Origin of the sequence: Paenibacillus sp. JGP012 (assembly GCF_014203995.1) — a bacterium.
In the GTDB taxonomy this organism is placed as follows: domain Bacteria; phylum Bacillota; class Bacilli; order Paenibacillales; family Paenibacillaceae; genus Paenibacillus; species Paenibacillus silvae.
On the sequence record NZ_JACHKG010000003.1, the window covers coordinates 60,670 to 83,750 of the forward strand.

Genomic DNA, 23,081 nt, shown 5'->3' on the forward strand with positions numbered 1-23,081 from the left:
AGTTAACATCATACTCATTTGGTGAAATGAGACTAAAGATCCATTTTATTTCCATTTTTAAAATTATAAAATATGGATATCTCATTTCACAGGAGGATGATCTTTTTGAGAAAGTTAAAGCTGCTGCTAATGGTTTGCATGAGCATGGTCTTTATTTTTACTTTGCCTGGTATTGGACAGAGCTTGAAGGCTTCTGCTGCAACTGAACGCACGCCAATCGTTTTTGTCCACGGTTTAACCGGGTCAGACAGCAATTTTGCTTTAATTGAGAGATATCTGCGGGGAGAGGGATGGTCGAGTGATGAATTATTTGCCATTGATCTCCCGAGCAAAGCTGGGAATCAACTGTTGAATTCTGCGGCAATCAGTCGATTTGTGGACGATGTGCTTCGCCAAACGGGGCATTCAAAAGTCCATATCGTTGCTCATAGTATGGGCGGAGCCAACAGCCTGTATTACATATTGAACCGTGGTGGCATAGGTAAAGTGGATAAACTGATTACGCTGGGCGGGGCGAATCGACTGACAACAAGCAGAGCACCAGACGGCATTAGAGTTACCTCGATCTATTCAACGAGTGATACCATTGTATCACCTGCCTTGTCCAGGCTGGACGGTGCGAACAATATTTCGGTTAATCTGGTGACTCATATCGGGTTGCTCTATAACTCAAGGGTTAATGCCTTGATCAAGGCTGCACTTATCGAATAGTCGTAACAAATGTTCATGACACGATTGACCATTCTTGGTCAGTCGTGTTTTGCTGAATGGGGGCTTGCTATGAAAAGGCGATGTCTCAGGTACAGAGCAAAGGAGATGATAACGATGAAGTCTGCTTCCTCTCCCTGGATTAAAATACATCCCGGATTCTGGGACAGTTTACATCAACTTGGCATAACGATAGAAGATATAACAAAAGAGGCGGGATTACCCCAGTCCTCTCTCCATGAGTCGAAGGTCACTCAAGATCAGTACTTTGCTATTTGGCAGGCATACGCAAATCTTGTTGGAGATACAGCCGAAGCTATAGTGAGGCTTGCAACGTCATTTGAGGTTTTCAAATATCCTCCAACCGTACTGGCAGCTTATCATGCCAGGGATTATCGGGAAGCACTGGTGCGTATGACACGGTACAAGCAGATATGTCCGCCGGAACGGTTGCATATGACGGAAGAAGGGGATCAATGCATTATTGAACTGGATTGGCGCCAATCCGGGCAGACCGGTCCTGCTCTCCTGGTTGGCACAACGCTGGCTTTCCTGCTTGAGCTTGGCAGGCGTGGAACAGGACAACCTTTGGTTGCGCAATCAGTCGATTTCATACATCCAATGGGGAAGGTCAGCACTCTTGAGGCTTTTTTTGGGTGTGAGGTACGCACGGAGTCGCAGCTGAATCAACTGAGGTTGAACAGATCAGACCTTGACCTGAAATTTCAGTCTTATAATGAGGAACTTCTAGACATGTTGACCCCGATGTTGGATCAATCCTTGAGCCGAGAGCAGCGTCAATCCATGGCCCAGACTGTGAAGTGTATCTTCAAGCGGAATCTTTCAGACAAACGTCTCGATATATGTACTATTGCAAGAGAATTGCATATGAGCGAGCGATCCCTTCAGCGTAAACTGATGCAGGAGGGTACCACCTTCAAACAACTGTTGACCGAGGCGCGTCACGAGCAAGCCCGGGCATATCTGTCCGATCTCTCGCTTGATATTAAAGAGATTGCTTATTTGATCGGTTATCAGGATCAGAATTCATTTTATCGTGCTTTCCGTACCTGGGAAGGAGATACGCCGTCCAATTGGCGTGTCACGCATGTGTGATGGCGCTCGGGACTAGTTACGGAGCAGCGCAGATTCTGTAATATCATCCTTATCCGAAACACGCGGCTGCTGCAGCTGCTGATGAGTTGAATATCGGACAGTTTTTACACAAAAAAGGAGATATACAGGATGGATATGGAGTTAAAAGGAAAAACAGCATTAATTACCGGATCAACCAGAGGTATTGGCAAAGGCATTGCCATAGAACTCGCCAGAGAAGGCGTTCACGTGCTCATTAATGGACGGCACGACAATGAGGTTGAGCAAACGGTTCTTGAACTGCAGGCGATGTTTCCTGATACATCTCCGCAAAGGGCAACAGCTGATCTTACAGACCGAGCGGAGAGGGAAGCCTTGTTCGGGAAGCATCCAGAGGTCGATATTTTAATTAATAGCATGGGGATCTATGAGCTGATGAGTTACGAGCAAGTGAGCGATGAAGTATGGGAGACCTATTTCCGTACCAATGTGCTTGCCGCCAACGCATTATGCCGTTTTTATATGCCGGGAATGATAAGCAATGGCGCCGGCCGTATTGTTTTTATTGCAAGTGAAGAAGCAATTATGCCGTCGGGTCAGATGCCGCAGTACTGCATGACCAAGAGCATGCTGTTGTCTCTGTCCAAAACGCTGTCCAAGCTCACAGCCGGAACAGAAGTAACCGTGAATACGATTCTACCGGGTCCAACTCTTTCGGAGAATGTCCAGAGCATCATCGAAAGCATCTATGCGGATGAATTGCTTGATTTCGAGGCCAAAGAAATTCACTTTATGAAAAAAAATCTGCCTCAATCCGAGCTGCAGCGATTCATCAGGCCGGCTGAAATCGGAAAAATGGTTGCCTTTGTATGCAGCCCATTCGCTTCAAGCTTCAGAGGATCACCCATCCGCATGGATGGCGGTATGGTCCCTACCATTTTTTAAGCCCGTAATTGAAAAAGAAATACAATCAGGACGAGGCAGTGTAACCGCTGCATTGTCCTTTTTCTTGTGTTCTGGGTTATGGCTTAGCAGAGCTCATCACTGCAATTTTTGCTGCTCAGGGTCTGCTGTATGCACTTCGCCCTTAATTCTTCTACAGCGGAAGACAACATAGTATATTAATAGAATGACTGAATGGATCTGCATTAACGAAAGGCGGGATTAAATGTACCATATAGCCATATGTGATGATGATGTACAGCAGAGGCAGATTGTAAAAAGCATGCTGGCCAAAATCTCCCTCAAAACGGATATGGAGTTTCATACCATGATGTTCAGCTCGGGAGAAGAGCTCATCACATATTATAAGGACCAGGGGGATACGTTTCATCTGCTTATTCTTGATGTTGAGATGGGCGGGATTAATGGTATACAGACAGCAAATGAAATCAGGAAAATGAAGATGATGGATGTGCAGATCATGTTTCTGACCAGTTATCCCGAGTATATGGTTCAAAGTTTCGATGTCATGACGTTTCAATATTTGATCAAGCCTATTCAGGAGAGCGTACTGGAAGAGAAGCTGATCAAACTTCATCAGTATTTCCAAGCTATGGATAAAAAGTACGTTGTGATTAAATCGGATTACGATGATTTGATGCTGAAATATGAAGATATTTTATGGATTGAGGTCATCAAAAGCCTCACGGTTAAAAACAAGCTAAAGATTATCACTAGTGATCACTCCTATGAAACGAAAGGTATTTTATCGACTTATGCTGCCACGCTGAAAGAGCATGGTTTTATGCAGATTCACCGATCCGTTCTTATCAATCTAATGCATGTACACAAGTTTACGGGAGCACAAGTAACGATGCTGGATGGAACCTCATTGCCCATAGGCCGTTCCAAAATCAAAGAAGTCAAAGATACGTATACCAAATTTATGATCATGAGGGTCCAGTAAGATGAATATTTTGCATCTGGTGCCCGTCATTTTTATGACCCTGCTCATGACCTTTCAAGCGAATTATTATTTTGATTCTGTGTTGGGCAAGACCAGACGCAAACCTCGCAGAGTAATCTATTTTATTGTGTTTATCCTGTTGAATTTCTTTTATTTGGCTACGCGATTACCTTCAGTTCTATCGACTGCTCTTGCATTGATCTATATCTTCACTCTGGCACAATCCTATCGGGTAGAATTAAAATTGAAGATTATGTTTACGGTTATGTATGCAGCCCTGCTAACGACGGTAAATATCATTTCAGTTTATGTTGTAAGTGAGTTTGACGGCATCGACTACCTTAAAGAGGCTGTCTATGGCCCGGAAGCTATATGGCTGTTCTCCAAAGTTCTGCTGTTAGGATGCAGCATCATGTTTGTGGTGATTACCATTGTTCATCTCATTGCCAAACGCCGGAGCTTTGCCGTGCATTATCGGTTTTATGTTTTATTTTTAATTGTAACCGTGATTTCGGTATATCAGATTAATGTCATTTCTATATACAGTGAAAAAAATATCTATTATATTTTTTCGGTGCTCGGCTCCCTTTTTCTCAACGTGTTCATTGTATATGTGTTCGATAATATCGTAGAGAAGGCGCAGCTTGCTCATGAGAATGAACAATTGCAGCGGCAGATGGATTATCAGGATGCCAATTATGAGAAGACCGTACACAGTTTCAAAAGCATAAAAAGTATTATCCACGATATCAATCAACAGTTTCTATATATCGAAGAATGTGTGAAGCGTAATGAGCTGTCAGCAGCAACAGAGCATATGCACGTAACCTTGAATACGATTGAACATGCTTACCAACGTGTGAATAGCGGTAACCTTGTCATTGATGCTCTGGTTACAAATACGCTGGCGGTTGGGCAGGCAAACGGAATTCGGGTCGATACGCGCATACAGCTGCATTCCCAGCATATAGGCATCGAACGATACGATTTGTGCGTGGTACTTGGTAACATTCTGGATAATGCTGTTGAAGCATCCAAAAAAGTACGGATTGCCGAAGATCGCTATATGTTAGTATCCATTCATTCCACAGCTTCTGCACTGGTGATCCAGATTATGAATCACACAGCATTACCCGCAACGAATCTAAAGAGTGACAAAACGGATTCAGAATTTCATGGTTTTGGCCTGACCAATATATCGAGAATATGCAGCAAATATGGAGGCCACATGACGATTGAGCAAGGGCAAGGATCGTTTAACAACATGGTTGTTCTTCCTTATAACACAAACAACGTCTGAACTGTCGTTCAGGGGTTGTTTTTTTCCATTCGGGGTTCTTTTCCGCAGGCAACTTCTTTGTCGGGTATGATGAATCCATTCATGCATATCTATCCAAAGGAGGAAGTCTGAATGAAAAGGATAATCACGGTTTTATGTGCCTTGATGCTCGTCATCATGCCTGTATCCGGAGTCAAAGCCCAGGCGGGTGAACAGCAGACGATTCAAGGAAAAGCCAAGCAAATTGCTGAGATGCTTGTTCAACATTACGGTGTCACAAGTCTGCAATATGCCATTATGGACGAAGGGGAAATTATTTTATCGGATGGTGCTGGATTTCATGACAAAGCGAGCCAGAAAGCCGTGGACAAAGACACTATGTACGGCATAGGCTCCGTAAGCAAAATGGTGGTGACTACTGCGGTTATGATGCTGGTCGATTCTGGTCAGGTTGACCTGGATCAGCCACTTACCACGTATATTACCGATTTCAAAATGGCAGATCCCCGCTATAAAGAAATCACTCCGCGTATGTTAATGAACCATTCATCCGGGTTATACGGTTCGCAGTATGGAAACAGCATGTTGTTTGATGATAACGATACACGTAACCATGATGAATTACTGATCAAACTTCAGGCCGAACGGCTCAAATCCAAGCCTGGCGAATACTCGGTCTATTGTAATGATGGATTTCAATTGCTGGAGATTTTGGTGGAGCGCATAAGTGGACTAAGTTACAGCAAATATGTGGAACAGTTTATCAGTAAGCCGTTGCAGTTGGATTCAACGAAGACTCCGCTGGATTCTTTCAATAGAGACAGGTTAGCTGAGACCTATTGGCCAACACTCGAACCGAAGATGCCTGTTGAAAATGCGAATATCATCGGCACGGGTGGCATTTATTCAACGGCTGAGGAGTTGACGCGATTTGCTGAGATGTTAATAGGCAACCGCCCGGATCTTCTATCGGATGCTTCCGTCAAGGCAATGCAAAGTCCTGAATATCGCAAAGGCATATGGGTATCTGACGAAATCAATTCTTTCAACTTCGGGCTTGGCTGGGATGCCGTTGAGCTTGCTCCATTCAGTGAGTATGGTGTCAAGGCATTGACCAAGGGAGGTGATACGATGATGTATCACGCTTCTTTAATTACAATTCCAGAGCATGACATCTCTATGGCTGTATTATCTTCGGGCGGTTCTTCCGTTTTTGATCAGATGTTTGCCACTAAAGTGTTGCTGGAAGTACTGAACGAACAAGGCATCATTGACAACATCAAGCCGGATCGCACCTTCTCTGCACCGGTCCGGACCGAGATGCCTGCTGAGCTGAACGATTACTCCGGTTTGTATGGAACCGTTGGTGCAACGACGGAAATCGATATTCAGAATGCAGCATTCACATTACCAGCTATGCTGGGCGGACTGATTGCTGAACAAAATTATGTGTATACAGGGGACGGGTATTTTACCAGCAAGGACGGAAGTGTGAAGGTGAGCTTTGTGAAGGAACGAAATGCTAAAACATATGTGAAAGTTCAAGGGTATCTGACCTTGCCTGGGCTGGGACAAATGAGGATGAGCGCATATGATTATCAAAAGCTGGAGCATAACAAACTGGATGCGGTTATCAGTGAGAAGTGGACTGCACGGAATGGCTTGCGATATTTTGCGCTGGACGAAAAAATTACATCTATCTTCTATCTGCTCCCATCACAGCTGATTAAAACCTTCAAGGTCAATGCAGAGCACGGCTATGTGAACGGGACGAAAATTACGGATGTGAATCACGCTGTCAATGTGGCCGAAATCCCGATCATGAACGGCCGAGATGCTTTTGACTTGGAATTAATGAAGAAACAGGATGCTGAAATTCTCACGCAGAACGGACAGCAGTACATCTCGGAAAAGGCCATTCGGCCGATTTTTAGTGGAAAATCAGGAATGGTGACCATTCCAGCGAACGGTCAGGCACGATGGTATGCCATCGGTGGAAAATCTGCAGAAAAAACGATAACAGTGAGCTCTCCTGAGCACGGCGGTTATGCGGTTTATAATGATCAAGGTGAAGTGCTGCAATTCTCCATCGCGACTGGTGAACAGATAACCAAACTTCCGAAGCAAGGGTTTATCGTATTTGGCGGCAACGCTGGGGATGTCTTCCAGCTTCATCTGAAGTAGAGTAAAGCCGCCGTAATGGCGGCTTTTTTCGTCCTTCACTCTTAACGGGCATCATTTGACTTCGAGTGTACTCTAAGGTGTAGACTGTTTATAGAAGTCCCAACCGGGATCAATACGATTAGCAATTACAGTGACTAATGAGAGTATAAGGAGCTAAATTGAATGGATATGAACAAAAATACAAATACACAACAGCAAAAAATGAATTCAGGTTTTGACAAGAGCAGTACAGCGGATGAGGTTTTACGCGGCCTGGATCTGTCTGGACGTCTTGCCGTTGTAACTGGCGGATATTCAGGTCTGGGCCTGGAGACTACACGGGCACTGGTTCGTGCAGGAGCACATGTTGTTGTAACTGCACGCAGACCTGAAGCTGCGCGGGAAGCTTTGACGGATTTGAAAAATGTGGAGGTTGATGAGCTTGACCTTGCCGATCTGTCAAGTGTTCGTGCATTTGCCGAGCGTTTTCTGGCAAGCAAACGCAGTATTAATATGTTGATCCTGAATGCAGGCATTATGGCATGCCCCGAGACACGAGTAGGTCCAGGCTGGGAAGCACAATTTGCCACGAACCATCTGGGGCACTTTGCTTTGACCAATCTATTATGGTCTGCTCTCGTGAATGAGGGCGGAGCACGTGTTGTGTCTGTTTCCTCTACAGGGCACCATTTCTCTCCGATTCGCTGGCATGATATCCATTTTGAACAGGGATACGAGAAGTTTCCGGCTTATGGCCAATCCAAAACAGCCGTCAGCTTGTTTACGGTGGAGCTGGACAGACTTGGCAAGCAGCATGGCGTTCGTGCGTTTGCGGTTCATCCCGGTGGAATCATGACTCCATTACAGCGCCATATGCCCAAAGAAGAGATGGTTGCACTCGGCTGGATTGATGAAGCTGGCAACGTAGCTAACCCAGCATTCAAATCACCTGAACAGGGGGCTGCAACTCAAGTGTGGGCGGCAACGGCTCCCAAGCTTGAAGGCATGGGCGGAGTGTACTGTGAAGATTGTAATATCAGTGAGATGGCTCCCGAAGACGGTGCTTTTTACGGTGTGAAGCCATATGCTATTGATCCAGAGCAAGCTGTTCGGTTATGGGCGTTATCTACTGAATTGACGAAGACTGATATTCCAGTCGACGGACGGGAATGAAACGGGCTTGTACTCAAAAGATAGATGATATCCAGAATATGTGGTAGAATGTTCAAGCGCTGCGGTGGATAAATCCGCAGCGCTATTGTTTTTTATGCCAACCGATTCGAATATTCATGTTCATTTATAATTTAGCTTGTACTTGAGTACCTATTCAATAAACAGGCGAATATCATTATAGTATACGGTTGAATTTCATCGGTCTGTACAGGGAAATATAAGGAAATATAAGTTGAACTATTCGTTTACACGTGAACGGAGAGGACAGAAAAAACCTGAAAAAGCGAAGCGGTCGCCTTTATCACCGGATTTTTCCCTTTGGAAAAGGGAATCGAAAAAATCTGGGGATAACAGCGATTGGAAGGTTGTTCTGTCATCGGAGTGGATTGTGTAAATTCTTTAGTTCAACTTATATAGATTGTCTTCGGAGTGTGTTTCGATTTACAATGTAGGAATCATGTTCTTTTTGAAGAACGCAGGGAGAGAAAATCATGAACATTTTTGAGAACCACATACCTAGTGAAAAAGTGAAATTTAATGAACCTTTAAAAAACCATACGTTTATTCAAATTGGAGGCAAAGCGGACATTCTCGTGCATCCGACTACGGTTGAGGAGATTACCAAAGTTGTGGAGATCGCGAACAGCCATCAGCTGCCCCTGACCGTCATTGGCAAAGGCTCTAACGTGATTATCAAGGATGGAGGCATCCGGGGGGTAACGATCTCGCTAAGCCACTTTGACCAGATCAAGGTAGAGGGAACGCGCATTATGGCACAGAGCGGATCGGATATTATTGATGTATCCCGTACTGCTTTGGCGCATAGCCTGACCGGGCTGGAATTTGCTTGCGGCATTCCTGGCAGTACCGGGGGGGCTCTTTATATGAACGCTGGCGCTTATGGTGGTCAGATTGCGGATGTCATTGAAAAGGCGACGGTCATTACCCGTGAAGGCAACGTTGTTGTTATCCCGCGAGAAGAGATGAAGCTGAGCTACCGCAACAGTCTCTTCAAGATGGATCATTATATTATTCTCGATGCTGAATTTTCGCTACGCCAAGGTAACAAGCAGGAGATCGCCAGCAAGATGGATGAATTGACATTCCTCAGAGAATCGAAGCAGCCCCTGGAGTACCCGTCTTGCGGAAGTGTGTTTAAGCGCCCGGAGGGATATTTTGCCGGTAAACTGATTCAGGATTGTCAGCTTCAGGGCACCCGCATCGGTGGAGCTGAAATTTCGATGAAGCATGCAGGCTTTATCGTAAATGTGGATCATGCCACAGCCAAGGATTATGAGGACTTGATTCAGTTTATTCAGAAAAAGGTGTGGGATACGTTCCAGGTGGAACTGGAAACAGAAGTGATCTTCCTTGGAGAATATTAATTCAGGACAGGACATATGAACAATCTTCACCAGGGTTGCCTAAGGCATGACTATGCGACCTTAATAAGATGAAGCCGCCGAATGGCGGCTTTTTTGCCGTACACTATAAAAATGAAAGAACGATTATGATAATTATTGTAATATTAGATTTGTTTGTGTGTTATATTGTTAATTTATCTATTCTTAAGAAGGAGGCTTGAACATGAGTAAAGGGAAGAGAAATTTTAAGATTATAATCGTAACGGTTGCATTTTTAACGCTCTCTTTGATAATGGTCTATACATATATGTATATAAAAGAAAGACCTGGTGGTCTGGCTGACCAGACCATGTCCAAAGCCATGGGGCTAGACGAAACTATGTCGATTCCGATCGGCAGCACACCTGAGGATGCCGTTGAACAATTCAGAAGTTCATCTCATCATGTCCGTGTTGTTCATCAGGAACCCGCTGACGGTGGTATGATCTTGTTTACAGAAAGAACGAACAGTGGGGCATCCAGTAATCTGCAGCTGGAGTATGTGCGTAAAAGCCTGTTTGGATGGAAATGGGTATGGGGCGGCGGTTATGGTACCAGCCAGATTGACCCGTCTGAATATACGTTACATTATATGAATATGCCAAGGCTGGAGGGCTTGGAGACACCATTCCCAATGGTGTTTGGTACGATAGAGCATTCGGGAGTAGTCCGTGTTACTGCTGAATCGAAGCCTCATGGTGAAGACGCTGGGTTTAGTACGGAAGCGAGGGTCGTCCAAGCAGGTATAGACAAGCTGATCTGGTTTGCCATGCTGCCTGTGTCAGACCATGCCGCATATACGATCCAAGTATACGATGAAGCAGGGAAACAGGTCGGCGAGAAGCAGGTGGAGATGACAAATGATAGCGGATCACTGACGTTCGGAAAACGAATTTCTTCCATGTGATAGTGATCCGCAGGCCAACTCTCCCTTAGGATTGCAACGTCCTTTTCGCTTTCACATATTTAAGCTGTGCAACGATGATTACGCTGATAATCACGAGCAGAAACCAGGAGCTGATCTTGCTGAAGCTGACCAGCTGCCAGCTTTCATGCTGATCTGGATATTTCCAGGCCCCTAGAAAAGTAGAGATATTTTCGGCCAGCCAGATAAAAAATCCGACAATGATAAACGCAAGGGACAACGGCATTCGATAAGTAACGGATCGTACCCGGTAGATGATCCACGTTTTCCAGAAGACCACAAATACAAGAGCCGTGAGCCACCAGCGAAAGTCAGGAATAAAGTGATGAGTGAAAAAATTGAGATAGATGGCTCCGCCGAGCAGTGCAGAGGGTAGCAGACCAGGCCAGCCAGTCATATCCATCCGCAGTCTTCGCCAGATTTGACACATAAAGCTGGCCACGCTGGCATACATAAATCCGCTATAGAGCGGAACGCCGAAAATTTTACTATACGCAGGTTCAGGGTATGACCATGATCCCATATGTACTTTGTAGATTTCGAGAAGAAGACCAATCAGGTGAAACACACAGATGACCTTGATCTCGTCCCAGGTTTCCAGCCCGCTGCGAAACATCAAATATTGTACAGCAAGCAGAATGAGCAGGATTGCATCATACCGATGAATATAAGGAAACGGAATGACACTGGACAACGCAAGTGTTCCAAAAATGGCTACAGGAAAAATGCAGCTCATGGCCTGATGATAGCCAAAATGTAATAACTGAATAAAAGATTTCATGGAAGCAGCCCCTTTTAAAACAATGAATCGGCAATGCTGAATTCTGATGAGTTTCAGAAATTTTGTGTTATATCTAATGTAATCGATCAGGCGACCAATGAAAAATAGAAAAATAAACAGAAGAATGTTCCTGTTTTAGTGAATACATCTGAGGCAGACCACCTCATTTTATGCTGCAAGCCAGCTTTGAATGTATATTCCTTGTTGCATATGATAAAATAGAGTTCACACTTTACATGAAACAGGGAGGCCGTCATGCAACTGATACAACCACAAGATATCCAGCTTCGGCTCGATCGCCTTGTTAATCAGGATGTATATATGCATCTTGAAATGACAACGGGCGCTTACGCTCAACATTACGATAGTTCACGGCATCCAGCTTCAGCTTTTATTACCAATGCGGCCATTCGATATACACAAGGCTCTATTTCAGGTGAGGGACCTTACCGTGTCGGTTTGAAGACGACAGATGGCTGGGTTTATGCTGAAGGACTTACACATATTGATGAGCAGGAACAAGAAAAATTGATTATGGCCGGCCATGACAGCCAAGGCAAACTGGTTGTAGCTTTACAGCTGAGCCGGGAGAAGTTCTAATGGGAGCGGAGGAACAACATATGACAAAGAATGCACAAGATGAGCACCAACGCATCCTGGTGGTTTATCCCCATCCAGACGACGAAGCATTCTCGGTATCGGGCACATTAGCCAAATACATTGATCGTGGAGCACAGGTTACATATGCTTGCCTGACCTTGGGCGAGATGGGACGTAACATGGGGATTCCGCCTTTTGCCAACCGTTTAACGCTGCCTTCCATTCGTAAAAACGAGCTTATTGAAGCAGCAAGCGCCATCGGGATTCAGGATCTGAGGATGCTTGGTTTCCACGATAAAATGGTAGAGTTTGAGGACCCGCAGCTGCTGGATGGCAGCATTATGGCCCTGCTTGAGGAAATCAAGCCCACTCTGGTCTTTACTTTTTATCCGGGATACAGCGTACACCCTGATCATGATGCAACGGGAGCCGCAGTGGTCAGAACGATAAGCCGTCTTCCAGCAGACGAGCGTCCTGTCGTGCAATGCGTAGCCTTCTCCAACAATCACGAGCAGCATATTGGCAAACCGGATGTGACTGTAGATGTCAGCGGGTTTTTGGAGCAAAAGCTGGCTTCCATTCGTGCCCACCGCTCTCAGTTCCAGGCCGCCGAGCTAATGGGCAACCGCAAGCTGAATGATGAGGAGCTTCAGGCACGTTTCGGACGCGAGCGGTTCTGGACCTATACATTTGAATAATTCATGTTTCAAAGTCGCCTATGTGGCGGCTTTTTTTCGTTTCCATCACAATTTGGACACAAAACGAACAAGCCTATAGCCTGATGGAGCTATATGGGAAATGATACATTTTCGATACACTGTGTAGAGGACTGTGATAACGCTTAACTGTACAAGGAATCATGAAAGAATGGAGGGAAGCGGCGATGCAATGGAGGGAAAAAGCAGAGGGAACGGGGGCATACACATCCTGAATATGAACGATCAAAGTAATGCAAACAAACGATTCGGGCCGGGCTGGCTGCCTTCTCTTAAAGTTGGTTTCATGATGACGACTGCCCTGTTCCTTATACTGCTGCTCCCGCTGCAAGCAGCCAGGGCAGCGGAGGTCAACCGGGAACGGATTCCGCTTCAGCCCATCATCGATAATGCGGCCCCAGGTGCTGTGATCCAGTTACAAGCGGGCATTTATTCGGGTCCGGCAGTTATTGAAAAACCACTTTCTCTGATTGGTGATGCTGCTGTAACGATTATTAACGAGCAGGATAAAGCGGCAATATTCATTCAGGCAGACGATGTGAAGCTTCGTGGTTTTACTATGGAACATCATGGAGGACAGCCGACTGCTGCTGTGCACATAACGGGCAGCAATAATGAAATCAGTGAGCTTACCATTCACACGGAAGGTGCTGGCTTGCTCCTGCGTGATGCTGCTTCAGCGGTGCTGCGTCACAACACGATTGAATGGGCAGGGGCAAGCACAGCCTCCAGCACGCAAAAAGGGAACGGTATCGATCTCCTGAATTCGGATAACAGCCGGATTGAGGGGAACCACATTCAAGGCGTGCTCGACGGAATCTACCTGGAGAACAGTCGGAACGCACGGGTACAGGATAATCGGTTACTTCGAACAAGGTATGGCATTCACTGCATGTATATCGACGGTTCCTCTGTGCTGAACAATACGGGAGAAGAGAACATGACGGGCGGCATGATCATGGGTGTGAAAAATACGATTGTCACAGGTAACACGTTCCGCAAACAAAGCACAAATGTGCATTCTCAAGGCATTTTGCTCTATGACGTACACCAGTCCGAAATTACCAGCAATACGGTTGAGGGGAACCGTGTTGGCATGAATATTGCGGAATCGTCGAATAACGAAATTCGGGATAACGACGTTACGCGCAATTTTGTGGGAATCCAGATGGTGCTGGCAGAGGGCAATACGTTCACGCAAAATCGGTTTGTTTCCAACGTGATTGATGCATCTGCGATGGACAGTAAAGCCAACAAGATGAAGGGTAATTATTGGGATTCCTTTCAGGGACTTGACGTGAATCAGGATGGAATGAGCGAGCTGTCTTATGCGATCAATCCGTTCTATGAGCAGCTGATTAGCCGGAATGCTGCATATCAGCTTTTCTTTCAATCACCTGGCATGGTGTTTCTGAGTGATTTGCATTCGGAAGGCAAGGGCAGCTGGACAACCGACGAAACACCGCAGATTCGAATCGGAGAAGAACATACAGGAGCAGCTGCAGCTGATGGGCACACCCGATCAGGGTTAGTGGGGCTGCTTGGTTTGCTTCTGGTCGGTTTATCTGCAGGTACGATGATCTATATGGGGGTATGGAGAAAATGAATAGAAGATTGATACAAAGATGGATGCTGGCGATGGTGCTGCTTCTGGGCACAGTGATGTTAACGGCTTGCGGACAGAAATATGCGGCTGTACCGATTAACGAGGACGTAGACATCTGTGCAATCTGCAATATGCAGGTGAAGGATGATGCATTTGCTACACAACTCACAACAAAGGACGGCAAAAACTACAAATTTGATGATATCGGCTGCATGAATGAATGGAAGAAACAAAACGGCACGGACAATATCGGCATGGATTATGTTCGGGATTACAATGACAAAGAATGGATTGAATTCAGCAAAGCGACGTATGTGTATGATGCTTCCCTGAAGACACCGATGGCTTATGGTGTGTTGAACTTCAAGGACAAAGCTTCAGCCGAAGCGTTTGTAGCGGAGCAGGGTGTAGGCACAATTATGACAGCAGATGAACTGGCCACCCATGACTGGACTCAAAATATGGATAACATGAACATGGAAGGCGATGGGCATGGACACAGCCATGACGGGGACGGAATGAATCATGATATGGATCAAGGCTCGGATCATGACATGAGTGAAGGCGACCATCAAGAGGGCCAATCGAAAGAGAACTCGGGTCATCACTGATGCTGATAAGGAATGGTGAATGTAATGTCTGACATGATACAGATCGCCAGAAGAGAGTTGAAAACAGGATTTCGCAATCCCTGGGCGTACTCGTTTCTGGTCCTCTTTTGTACATTCAGCTTAAGTTTGTTACTGCTAAATGCGCAGAATCCGGTGCAGGGATACTCCAGCACGACAGGTTCGATGCTGAATCTGATTCTGTATCTCTTACCCTTGATGACACTGTTTCTGGGCTCCTTCTCGTTGACTGCTGAAAAGGAGGACGGAAGCTGGCAGCTGTTATCCACGTATCCTATAAGCACCTTGTCTTTCATTACAGGCAAATATATTGGGCTGGCTGCGGTGTTATTGACGATTGTTGCCTTTGGATATGGGCTGATGGGAGTCATTAGCTGGCTGCTTGGCAATCCGATCGATCTGCTGACATATGGGCTGTTTCTTGCATTTTCCTGCGGACTTGTTCTGTTGTTTCTCGGGATTGCGCTCTTGATTGGATCATTGTCACGTAACCGCTGGCAGGCCTTGACGATATCCGTGTCGATCTGGTTCTTTGCCGTTATCGGCTGGCCGGCATTGTTACTTGCCGTATTGGGATTGATGCCATATCTCTGGATCAAGCCACTTCTGGTGCTGCTGACCTTTCTTAACCCGGCTGAGCTGGTGAGACTGTATATTGTAATCAAGCTCGGCGGCGGCTCCATCCTGGGACCTGAATATTATCAATGGGTGACATGGGTCCAGCAGCCAGGCGGAAGTGCAATATTTATCGGAATCTGCTTGTTATGGGTGCTCTGCTCCATTCTCATTGTATACACGATTTGGGAAAGGGGGCGCTCGTATGCATGAACCGCAAGTTAAAGTGTGTGAGCTAAGTAAACGTATTAAAAATCAACTCATTGTGGATAAGATATCTTTTGAGCTGGAAACGGGTCATGTACTCGCAGTATGTGGTGGAAACGGTGCGGGGAAGAGTACGCTGCTGCGAATGTTAGCGGGTATTTTACGGCCGACCTCTGGAGAAATCACGGTGAATTCTTTACGCTGGGCACAGGATCGCAAACGGTATGCCCATCAGATCGGATATATGCCGGATGACTATCAATTCAGCCAAGGGCTCACAGCGGAGGAGGCTTTATTGTTCTGGGCATCTCTGCGCAAGCTTCCGAAGCAGCGAGTACAGGAAGTATTGGAGATGGTGGGTCTGGACAGTCAGAAGCATAAACGAGTCACCACGTTCTCTAAAGGGATGCGGCAGCGGATCTTGTTCGCTCAGGCTATGCTTGCCAAGCCTGCACTGCTAATTATGGACGAGCCTACGAACGGACTTGATCCGTTCTGGATGCAGGAGTTTGTACATCTGCTCAGTGAGATCAAACAAGAGGGGCATATGGTCGTTTTTTCTACTCACCAGCTCGAAGTTGCGAATGATATAGCGGATCAAGTGCTGTTTATGAATCAGGGACGAAATGTTGGGGAAGGCTCGACGACAGCTATTCGAGAGCAATATGGCTCGCTTCATGCAGCGTTTCATCATAGCTTGGGCTTGAAGTGAGATGATGAAGGTGAGTGTGAAGTAAAGACGAAGATGAGTGTGAACTAAAGGTGAATGATAAGTGTGAAGTGAAGGTGAATACAGTGCCAGATCAAGCGCAGGAGAATAAGCCCGGACGAAAAATAAGGCGTACCGTTACCATGTTGATTGCAATGGTGGCGCTAGGTGTTGGCATATGGGCTATAGTGACCAATCTATTGAATGCCGAATCCAAAAGCAGCACTCCTATTCGTGCAGGAGCAGAAGCACCCGATTTTGAAGCGGTAAACTCCAAAGGGGAGCAAGTCCAGTTGTCTGATTACCGGGGCAAAGCCGTGATGCTTAACTTCTGGGCGTCCTGGTGCACGCCATGTGTTAGAGAAATGCCGCTGGTGCATGAGCTGGCGCAGCAGCATAGCAGCAACGTAGAGACACTGTTTATCAACGTGGGGGAGAGCAAAGGCACTATTAACGAGTTTATGAAAAGCCATCAATTTGACTTTCCGGTGATCATTGATGCGACAGGCAAGGTATCCAGTCTCTATCGTATTACGGGTCTTCCGGCCACGATGGTTATTGACCAAGCCGGGCAATTCAAACATATTTTGCTTGGTGAACTGACGGAGGATACTCCTTTGCAACAATGGCTGGAGGAAAGTATGTGAATGTTGACGATTGGTCAAACGCATAAATAGGGCTCAAATGGGCGGTAGAAAGGGCAACGATTAGATATCGTTGCCTTTTCTTGTTTCATAGTTAAATACAGAAATTTGTTCATGTATGATGAACTGGAGTATGATTAGGGAGGACAATGCTGATAATCTTCATATAAGTAAAAGTCCCTTGGAAACTTACTATAAAATCAATACCACATAACTTCTTTGAAGGGGGACATCTGTTTTGGATGAGCAGTTTCTAGATTTATTGGCCCAGAAATATGATACCGAAGAAAAAATCATCACAGAGATCATCAACCTTGAAGCGATCTCCAATCTCCCAAAGGGAACCGAGCATTTTGTCAGTGATTTGCATGGGGAGTTCCAGGCTTTTCAGCATGTACTACGAAACGGTTCGGGTACCGTCAAAGAAAAAATCAAGGAATTATTCCGGGAGGTATGGACGGATCAGGAAATCAATGATTTTGCAGCGTTGGTTTATTATCCGGAAGAAAAAATACAGCTGGTTATAGGGGAACTGAGCAATAAACCGGCTCTAGACCAGTGGTATAGACAAACGATTGAACACATGCTTAAGCTTATTTCTTATGCCTCTTCCAAGTATACGCGCTCGAAATTGCGTAAAGCTCTGCCGGAGCAGTATGTATATATTGTAGAGGAGCTTCTGTACAAGACGGATTCGACCAACAATAAGGATCCTTATTATGAGGAAATATATCGGCAAATTATATCCCTGGGCCAAGCGGACAAGCTCATTATTGGCCTTGCTTATACGACCCAGCGCCTGGTGGTTGACCATCTTCATGTGGTTGGAGATATTTATGACCGGGGTCCGGACCCCGATAAAATTATGGATACGCTCATCAATTACCATTCTGTAGACATTCAGTGGGGGAATCATGATGTCCTCTGGATCGGTGCTTACGCGGGTTCTCTGGTCTGCCTTGCGAATATTATCCGGATCTGCGCCAGATACGACAATCTGGACATCATAGAAGATGTATACGGAATCAATCTGCGCCCACTGCTAAACTTGGCGGAGAAATACTATGAAGACAATCTGCCCTTCAGACCTAAGCTGCAGGCTGGCCATAATGTATCAGAGCAGGAAATTCTGCAGATCACCAAAATTCACCAAGCCATTGCCATGATCCAGTTTAAACTTGAAAGCCCGATTATCAAGAGACGCCCATACTTTAATATGTCTGAAAGACTTTTGCTGGAGCAGATTGATTACGACAAAAATGAAATCACGATCTGCGGAAAAACGTACCAGCTGGAAAACACCTGTTTTACAACCGTAAATCCGCAAAAGCCTGAACAATTGCTGGAGGAAGAACGTCAAGTGATGGAGAAACTGCTGTTCTCCGTTCAGCATTCCGAAAAGCTGGCCAGACATATGAATTTCCTCATGAAAAAGGGAAGCCTTTATTTAAAATACAACGGGAATTTGTTAATCCACGGCTGTATTCCTATGGATGAAGAAGGAAATATGGAAGAAATGCAGATTGAAGACAAGACATATGCGGGCCGTCAATTGCTTGATGTTTTTGAGGATTATTTACGTTACGCCTTTGCCCATCCGGAAGAGACTGAAGATCTGGCGACGGATATGGTATGGTACATCTGGACAGGAGAATGTTCTTCACTCTTTGGCAAGAGAGAAATGACCACTTTTGAGCGTTATTTTATTCAAGAAAAAGAAGCACATAAGGAGAAAAAAAATCCTTATTACCATTTACGTGAAAATGAAGAGATCTGTCGAAGAATCTTGCAGGAGTTTGATTTGAATCCGGATCATGGACATGTCATTAACGGCCACACGCCAGTCAAAGAAATCAGTGGAGAGAGCCCTGTTAAAGCAAACGGAAAAATGATCGTGATTGACGGCGGTTTTTCCAAAGCCTATCAATCTACAACAGGCATTGCAGGATATACCTTGCTTTACAATTCTTTTGGCATGCAGCTCGTCGCCCATCAAAAATTCAATTCAAAAGAAGATGTGTTATGCAACGGAACTGACGTATTGTCTGTAAAAAGACTGGTGGATAAAGAGCTGGAACGGAAACTGGTGAAGGAAACCAATGTCGGGGAGAAGCTGCTACAGAAAATCTCAAACTTGAAGGATCTGCTAGACTATCGCTACATGAAATGAGAGAAAATGATAAAAGTACAAAAAGTTCCCATGCGAGGGGGCTTTTTGTACTTTTTTTCTGCACTTATAAAAATCAACTACAAATATAGTATTATTGATGGAGAACATCCGCATATTCAGAGATACGCTCGAAACGACCCTTGGCAAAGGGACATAAAGGTAAAATCTTAATACCGTTTTCCCGCGCGTATTCCACCATAGCTTTGATAAGCTGATCACCAAGCCCTTGTCCCCGGTATGCATTTTCGACCAATGTGTGATCAATAATGTACAGCTCTGGACTTGAGATTACATACGTCATCACCGCAGCAATGTCGCCGTTATCTTGAATAATAAATCTTTTATTGGCAGCTTCATGTTCTACATTATGCATGTTCATCCTCTTTCTTCGTTGAGACTTCATCGTTCAGAAGTTTATACGTCAATGCTCCGCTTGGACATGTGTCAATATGCCGGGCAATAGCCTCCGAAGTGTCACCATCGGGATCAACCCAAGGACGCTTGCTCAAATCAAAAACAGCAGGGAGGCCCTTTACGCAGATACCGGAATGAATGCATACATCCGAATTAAACATGACCTCGATATCTTTACCGTAATACAACTTCTCCTTAATCATAATCTCTTCACATCTTTCACTATAGAGTTTGAGTTTGTATACAGATCGCTCTCCCATGCATTCATGGTTCATGTCTGCCAGGCTCTCGATGTCCGAATTATAATGAGGAATCATGGATTAGTCAACGAGACGAAATACCTAATACGTTGATGTCTGGTCTGCTGAACCCTGGAGAAGCTCTGCTCTTGCTCCCGCTGCTTCAGGCATTGTACTTAGTTTGCATAGTGCGATCGGACAAGTTGGAATGGCTGCCGGTGCTGGAATCGGGGGTATTGCTGTCAACAGCAACTTGTTGAACTATATTCCATGGATTGGTGCGCTTGCTCTTGTGATTGGGGTTGTAACAGCGTTACTTGATAACTCCCTAGCTAAAAGAAAACAAACTAAACCATGGTTGCAATGACAACTGGAAAGTTGTTTTTACAGGAATTTTATGCTCTATGATACTGTAGTTGGAGTCATTAAAGATTACAATATTGATTTTAAACGTGCATATCTTTAAAAAGCCGGAATCCTGTATCATGCAGGATTCCGGCTTTTTAAGTGTTTTTGTTTAGCGCATAACAGTTACTCTACAGGTTATTCTGTTGGTGAAACCTCTGTATAAATCATCAGCTGTTCAGTTTATCTAGTTCAAAACAGGAGTAGCATTGTACTTCGCCCGTGCAATCCGGGTAGCATCCACCATGTTTTTCAGAGAAGCCACGGTTTCTTCCTGTCCTCGGGTTTTCAGACCGCAATCCGGATTGATCCAGAACAGCTTCGGATCGAGCACACGCAAAGCACGTTCAATCATGTTACTCATTTCTTCGACGCTTGGTACACGCGGGCTATGAATGTCGTATACGCCAAGTCCAATACCGAGCTCATACGTATTCTCTTCAAAGCTATGAATCAGCTCGCCATGACTGCGCGATGTTTCAATGGAGATGACATCGGCATCCATCGCTTCAATAGAGTCGATCATATCATGGAATTCGCAATAGCACATATGGGTATGAATCTGGGTTGTTTGTTGTACAGTACATGTCGTAATGCGGAATGCTTTGACTGCCCAATCCAGATAATTGGCTTGTTGATCTTGCTTGAGCGGCAAGCCCTCACGAACGGCAGGCTCATCCACCTGGATCATGCCGATGCCTGCTTTTTCAAGAGCCTCAACCTCTTGTCTGAGTGCATATGCCAATTGATAGGCGATCGTTTCCCGTTCAATATCCTCCCGGACAAAGGACCAGTTCATGATGGTGATCGGGCCAGTCAGCATGCCTTTGACAGGGCGATCTGTTTTCGACTGAGCATATTTCGTCTCTTCAACGGTCATCTCATTCGTAAATTCAACATCACCATAAATAATCGGTGGTTTCACACAGCGAGAACCGTAGGACTGTACCCAGCCGTATTGGGTGAAGGCAAACCCGGCAAGCTTCTCTCCGAAAAATTCAACCATGTCGGTGCGCTCAAATTCACCGTGTACCAGCACATCAATGCCGATTTCTTCTTGAATGCTAATCCAGTTGTCAATCTGATCACGGATAAAGGCACTGTACTGTTCATTGCTGAGTTCGTTTTTGCGCCATTGCTGGCGAGCCTTTCTGACCTCCGTTGATTGCGGGAAGCTGCCAATTGTTGTTGTCGGGAACAAGGGCAACTGCCATTTTTCCTGCTGTGCAAGATGACGTTTTTCAAACGGATGTGAACGATTAGGCTGCTGCACACGGATGGAAGCCACAGCATCCTGTACTGCCTTGCGATTACGATCTCCTGAGCGCTGCAATGCTTGCAGCTTCAGCTCAGCTTCATTTATTTTAGCGGTGATGTCTGCATCGGTAAGCTTGAGTGCTTGGGTCAAAATAACGATCTCATCCAGCTTTTCATCCGCAAATGCGAGTGCCTCTTTAAGTTCAGCAGCAAGCTTTGTTTCTTTTGCTGTTGTCACAGGCACATGCAGCAAGCTGGAAGAGGACTGTACAATTAACCTTTCAGGTGTAACCAGTGAGGTAAGGGTGCCCAGCAATGTCAGCTTGTCCTGAAGGGATGCTTTCCAGATGCCGCGTCCATCAATGATGCCTGCGCCAAGCACTTTGTCTGCTGGAAAACCGCTCGTTTGAATGGATTGCAAGTTGCCTTCAAGTCCGTGTACAAAGTCGAGACCGATGCCTTGTACTGGCAATTGAATGATTTCGTTATAGTTTTCGACGGATTCGAAGTACGTTTGCAGCAGGATGTTCAAGTTCGGAACGGCGGATGCAAAAGCAGCATAGATTTTGTTCAAGCGCTGTACATCACCGTCATTCAATTTTGTCACGAGAACGGGCTCATCAATCTGCACCCACTGTACACCAGCGTCCGCAAGTTCCTGTAATACCTGGGTGTAAAGAGGAAGCAGCTGATCCAGCCAAGCATCGGTTTCGGCTGCATCATAGCCTTTGGAAAGCTTCAGGAAGGTCAGCGGTCCAACGATGACTGGCTTACCTTCAATACCTAACTTTTCTTTCGCTTCAAGGTATGCAATCAGCGGCTTGTTCTCGGTCAGAAAAGGAGAAGCATCATGAAGCTCAGGTACAATATAGTGATAGTTCGTGTTGAACCATTTGGTCATTTCACTGGCTGCGGCATCTTTCGTTCCACGGGCGATGCCGTAATAGACGGAGAGAGGCACAGCACCTCCGGTATAAGCGAAGCGTTTTGGCACAATACCAAACATCACGGCTGTATCCAGAATATGATCATAATAACTGAAGTCGTTCACTGGAATCAGATCGATGCCTTTGGCTTGCTGTTTGCTTAAATGATTCAAACGAATCTCTTGTAATCTCGTGTGAAGCTCATTTTCTTCCAATTTTCCTGACCAGAATGCTTCAAGTGCCTTTTTCCATTCCCGATCGGCTCCGATTCGTGGATACCCCAATACGCTGCTTTTTGTCATTTGTCATAACCCCTCTGCAATGTGTTAACAGTAAGGTATCATATAAGCATGGCTATTAAGTAATTCCATTAAATTATATCCAGCTATAGCTTGTGGCTATATCGGAGAAAGTGGACATGATGATGTTCCGATGGTTAACTATATAATTGACCTAAGAATTTACACAATCCACTCCGATAACAGAATAACCTTCCAATCGCTGTTAT

21 protein-coding genes are annotated in these 23,081 nt (G+C 45.4%); 17 read left to right on the top strand and 4 right to left on the bottom strand.

The window, feature by feature from the left end; genetic code table 11:
- Positions 1 to 96 precede the first annotated feature (96 nt).
- From HNR77_RS05110 to HNR77_RS05150, 9 genes are all read left to right on the top strand, one after another.
- Positions 97 to 711 carry an esterase/lipase family protein gene (locus HNR77_RS05110; protein WP_184181428.1) on the top strand — a complete coding sequence of 205 codons (615 nt, stop codon included), beginning with the start codon at positions 97 to 99 and terminating at the stop codon, positions 709 to 711.
- A 114-nt stretch (positions 712 to 825) separates the two neighbouring features.
- Positions 826 to 1,824 carry an AraC family transcriptional regulator gene (locus tag HNR77_RS05115; protein ID WP_184181430.1) on the top strand — a complete coding sequence of 333 codons (999 nt, stop codon included), beginning with the start codon at positions 826 to 828 and terminating at the stop codon, positions 1,822 to 1,824.
- A 129-nt stretch (positions 1,825 to 1,953) separates the two neighbouring features.
- The gene (locus HNR77_RS05120) at positions 1,954 to 2,748 is read left to right on the top strand and encodes an SDR family NAD(P)-dependent oxidoreductase (protein ID WP_184181432.1); all 795 of its coding nucleotides are present in this window, start codon (positions 1,954 to 1,956) and stop codon (positions 2,746 to 2,748) included.
- Positions 2,749 to 2,971: 223 nt separating this feature from the next.
- Positions 2,972 to 3,712: a LytR/AlgR family response regulator transcription factor gene (locus HNR77_RS05125; protein ID WP_184181434.1), complete on the top strand. Its 741-nt coding sequence runs from the start codon at positions 2,972 to 2,974 to the stop codon at positions 3,710 to 3,712.
- A gap of 1 nt (position 3,713) precedes the next feature.
- The gene (locus HNR77_RS05130; RefSeq protein WP_184181436.1) at positions 3,714 to 5,012 is read left to right on the top strand and encodes a sensor histidine kinase; all 1,299 of its coding nucleotides are present in this window, start codon (positions 3,714 to 3,716) and stop codon (positions 5,010 to 5,012) included.
- Between the two features lie 111 nt (positions 5,013 to 5,123).
- Complete coding sequence (locus tag HNR77_RS05135) at positions 5,124 to 7,175, top strand: serine hydrolase domain-containing protein (RefSeq protein WP_184181438.1); 2,052 nt, start codon at positions 5,124 to 5,126, stop codon at positions 7,173 to 7,175.
- A 162-nt stretch (positions 7,176 to 7,337) separates the two neighbouring features.
- Positions 7,338 to 8,327: an SDR family NAD(P)-dependent oxidoreductase gene (locus HNR77_RS05140; RefSeq protein WP_311768579.1), complete on the top strand. Its 990-nt coding sequence runs from the start codon at positions 7,338 to 7,340 to the stop codon at positions 8,325 to 8,327.
- Positions 8,328 to 8,818: 491 nt separating this feature from the next.
- Positions 8,819 to 9,712 (top strand): UDP-N-acetylmuramate dehydrogenase, encoded by an 894-nt coding sequence (gene murB, locus HNR77_RS05145; RefSeq protein WP_184181440.1) that lies wholly within the window; start codon positions 8,819 to 8,821, stop codon positions 9,710 to 9,712.
- A 286-nt stretch (positions 9,713 to 9,998) separates the two neighbouring features.
- Entirely contained in the window at positions 9,999 to 10,637 is a 639-nt protein-coding gene (locus tag HNR77_RS05150; RefSeq protein ID WP_184181442.1) for a hypothetical protein, read from the top strand.
- Positions 10,638 to 10,662: 25 nt separating this feature from the next.
- Here the strand turns inward: HNR77_RS05150 and HNR77_RS05155 are convergent, their stop codons facing one another.
- Positions 10,663 to 11,436, bottom strand: coding sequence for a DUF817 domain-containing protein (locus tag HNR77_RS05155; protein ID WP_184181444.1), 774 nt, complete (start codon positions 11,434 to 11,436; stop codon positions 10,663 to 10,665).
- A 255-nt stretch (positions 11,437 to 11,691) separates the two neighbouring features.
- Between HNR77_RS05155 and HNR77_RS05160 the strand changes: the two genes are divergently transcribed.
- The 8 genes from HNR77_RS05160 (at position 11,692) to HNR77_RS05195 (ending at position 19,332) form a co-directional block, all read left to right on the top strand.
- Positions 11,692 to 12,036: a YojF family protein gene (locus HNR77_RS05160; protein ID WP_111271225.1), complete on the top strand. Its 345-nt coding sequence runs from the start codon at positions 11,692 to 11,694 to the stop codon at positions 12,034 to 12,036.
- Positions 12,037 to 12,056: 20 nt separating this feature from the next.
- The gene (gene bshB2 / locus HNR77_RS05165) at positions 12,057 to 12,734 is read left to right on the top strand and encodes a bacillithiol biosynthesis deacetylase BshB2 (protein WP_184181446.1); all 678 of its coding nucleotides are present in this window, start codon (positions 12,057 to 12,059) and stop codon (positions 12,732 to 12,734) included.
- Between the two features lie 169 nt (positions 12,735 to 12,903).
- Entirely contained in the window at positions 12,904 to 14,358 is a 1,455-nt protein-coding gene (locus HNR77_RS05170; RefSeq protein ID WP_260410322.1) for a right-handed parallel beta-helix repeat-containing protein, read from the top strand.
- Positions 14,355 to 14,969, top strand: a complete 615-nt coding sequence (locus HNR77_RS05175) for a nitrous oxide reductase accessory protein NosL (RefSeq protein WP_184181448.1) — start codon at positions 14,355 to 14,357, stop codon at positions 14,967 to 14,969. The genes HNR77_RS05170 and HNR77_RS05175 overlap by 4 nt, the downstream gene beginning before the upstream one ends.
- Before the next feature lie 24 nt (positions 14,970 to 14,993).
- Complete coding sequence (locus tag HNR77_RS05180; RefSeq protein WP_184181450.1) at positions 14,994 to 15,815, top strand: ABC transporter permease; 822 nt, start codon at positions 14,994 to 14,996, stop codon at positions 15,813 to 15,815.
- Positions 15,808 to 16,521 carry a heme ABC exporter ATP-binding protein CcmA gene (ccmA, locus tag HNR77_RS05185; RefSeq protein WP_184181452.1) on the top strand — a complete coding sequence of 238 codons (714 nt, stop codon included), beginning with the start codon at positions 15,808 to 15,810 and terminating at the stop codon, positions 16,519 to 16,521. The genes HNR77_RS05180 and ccmA overlap by 8 nt, the downstream gene beginning before the upstream one ends.
- Before the next feature lie 50 nt (positions 16,522 to 16,571).
- Complete coding sequence (locus HNR77_RS05190) at positions 16,572 to 17,165, top strand: redoxin domain-containing protein (RefSeq protein WP_311768580.1); 594 nt, start codon at positions 16,572 to 16,574, stop codon at positions 17,163 to 17,165.
- A 235-nt stretch (positions 17,166 to 17,400) separates the two neighbouring features.
- A complete protein-coding gene (locus HNR77_RS05195) occupies positions 17,401 to 19,332 on the top strand; it encodes a fructose-1,6-bisphosphatase (protein ID WP_184181454.1) in 1,932 nt (643 codons plus the stop codon).
- Between the two features lie 91 nt (positions 19,333 to 19,423).
- On the opposite strand, the gene HNR77_RS05200 is transcribed toward HNR77_RS05195, so the two are convergent.
- From HNR77_RS05200 to metE, 3 genes are all read right to left on the bottom strand, one after another.
- The gene (locus HNR77_RS05200; protein WP_184181456.1) at positions 19,424 to 19,705 is read right to left on the bottom strand and encodes a GNAT family N-acetyltransferase; all 282 of its coding nucleotides are present in this window, start codon (positions 19,703 to 19,705) and stop codon (positions 19,424 to 19,426) included.
- Complete coding sequence (locus HNR77_RS05205; RefSeq protein WP_184181457.1) at positions 19,698 to 19,949, bottom strand: (4Fe-4S)-binding protein; 252 nt, start codon at positions 19,947 to 19,949, stop codon at positions 19,698 to 19,700. The genes HNR77_RS05200 and HNR77_RS05205 overlap by 8 nt, the downstream gene beginning before the upstream one ends.
- A gap of 628 nt (positions 19,950 to 20,577) precedes the next feature.
- Positions 20,578 to 22,875: a 5-methyltetrahydropteroyltriglutamate--homocysteine S-methyltransferase gene (metE, locus tag HNR77_RS05215; RefSeq protein WP_184181461.1), complete on the bottom strand. Its 2,298-nt coding sequence runs from the start codon at positions 22,873 to 22,875 to the stop codon at positions 20,578 to 20,580.
- Positions 22,876 to 23,081 lie beyond the last annotated feature (206 nt).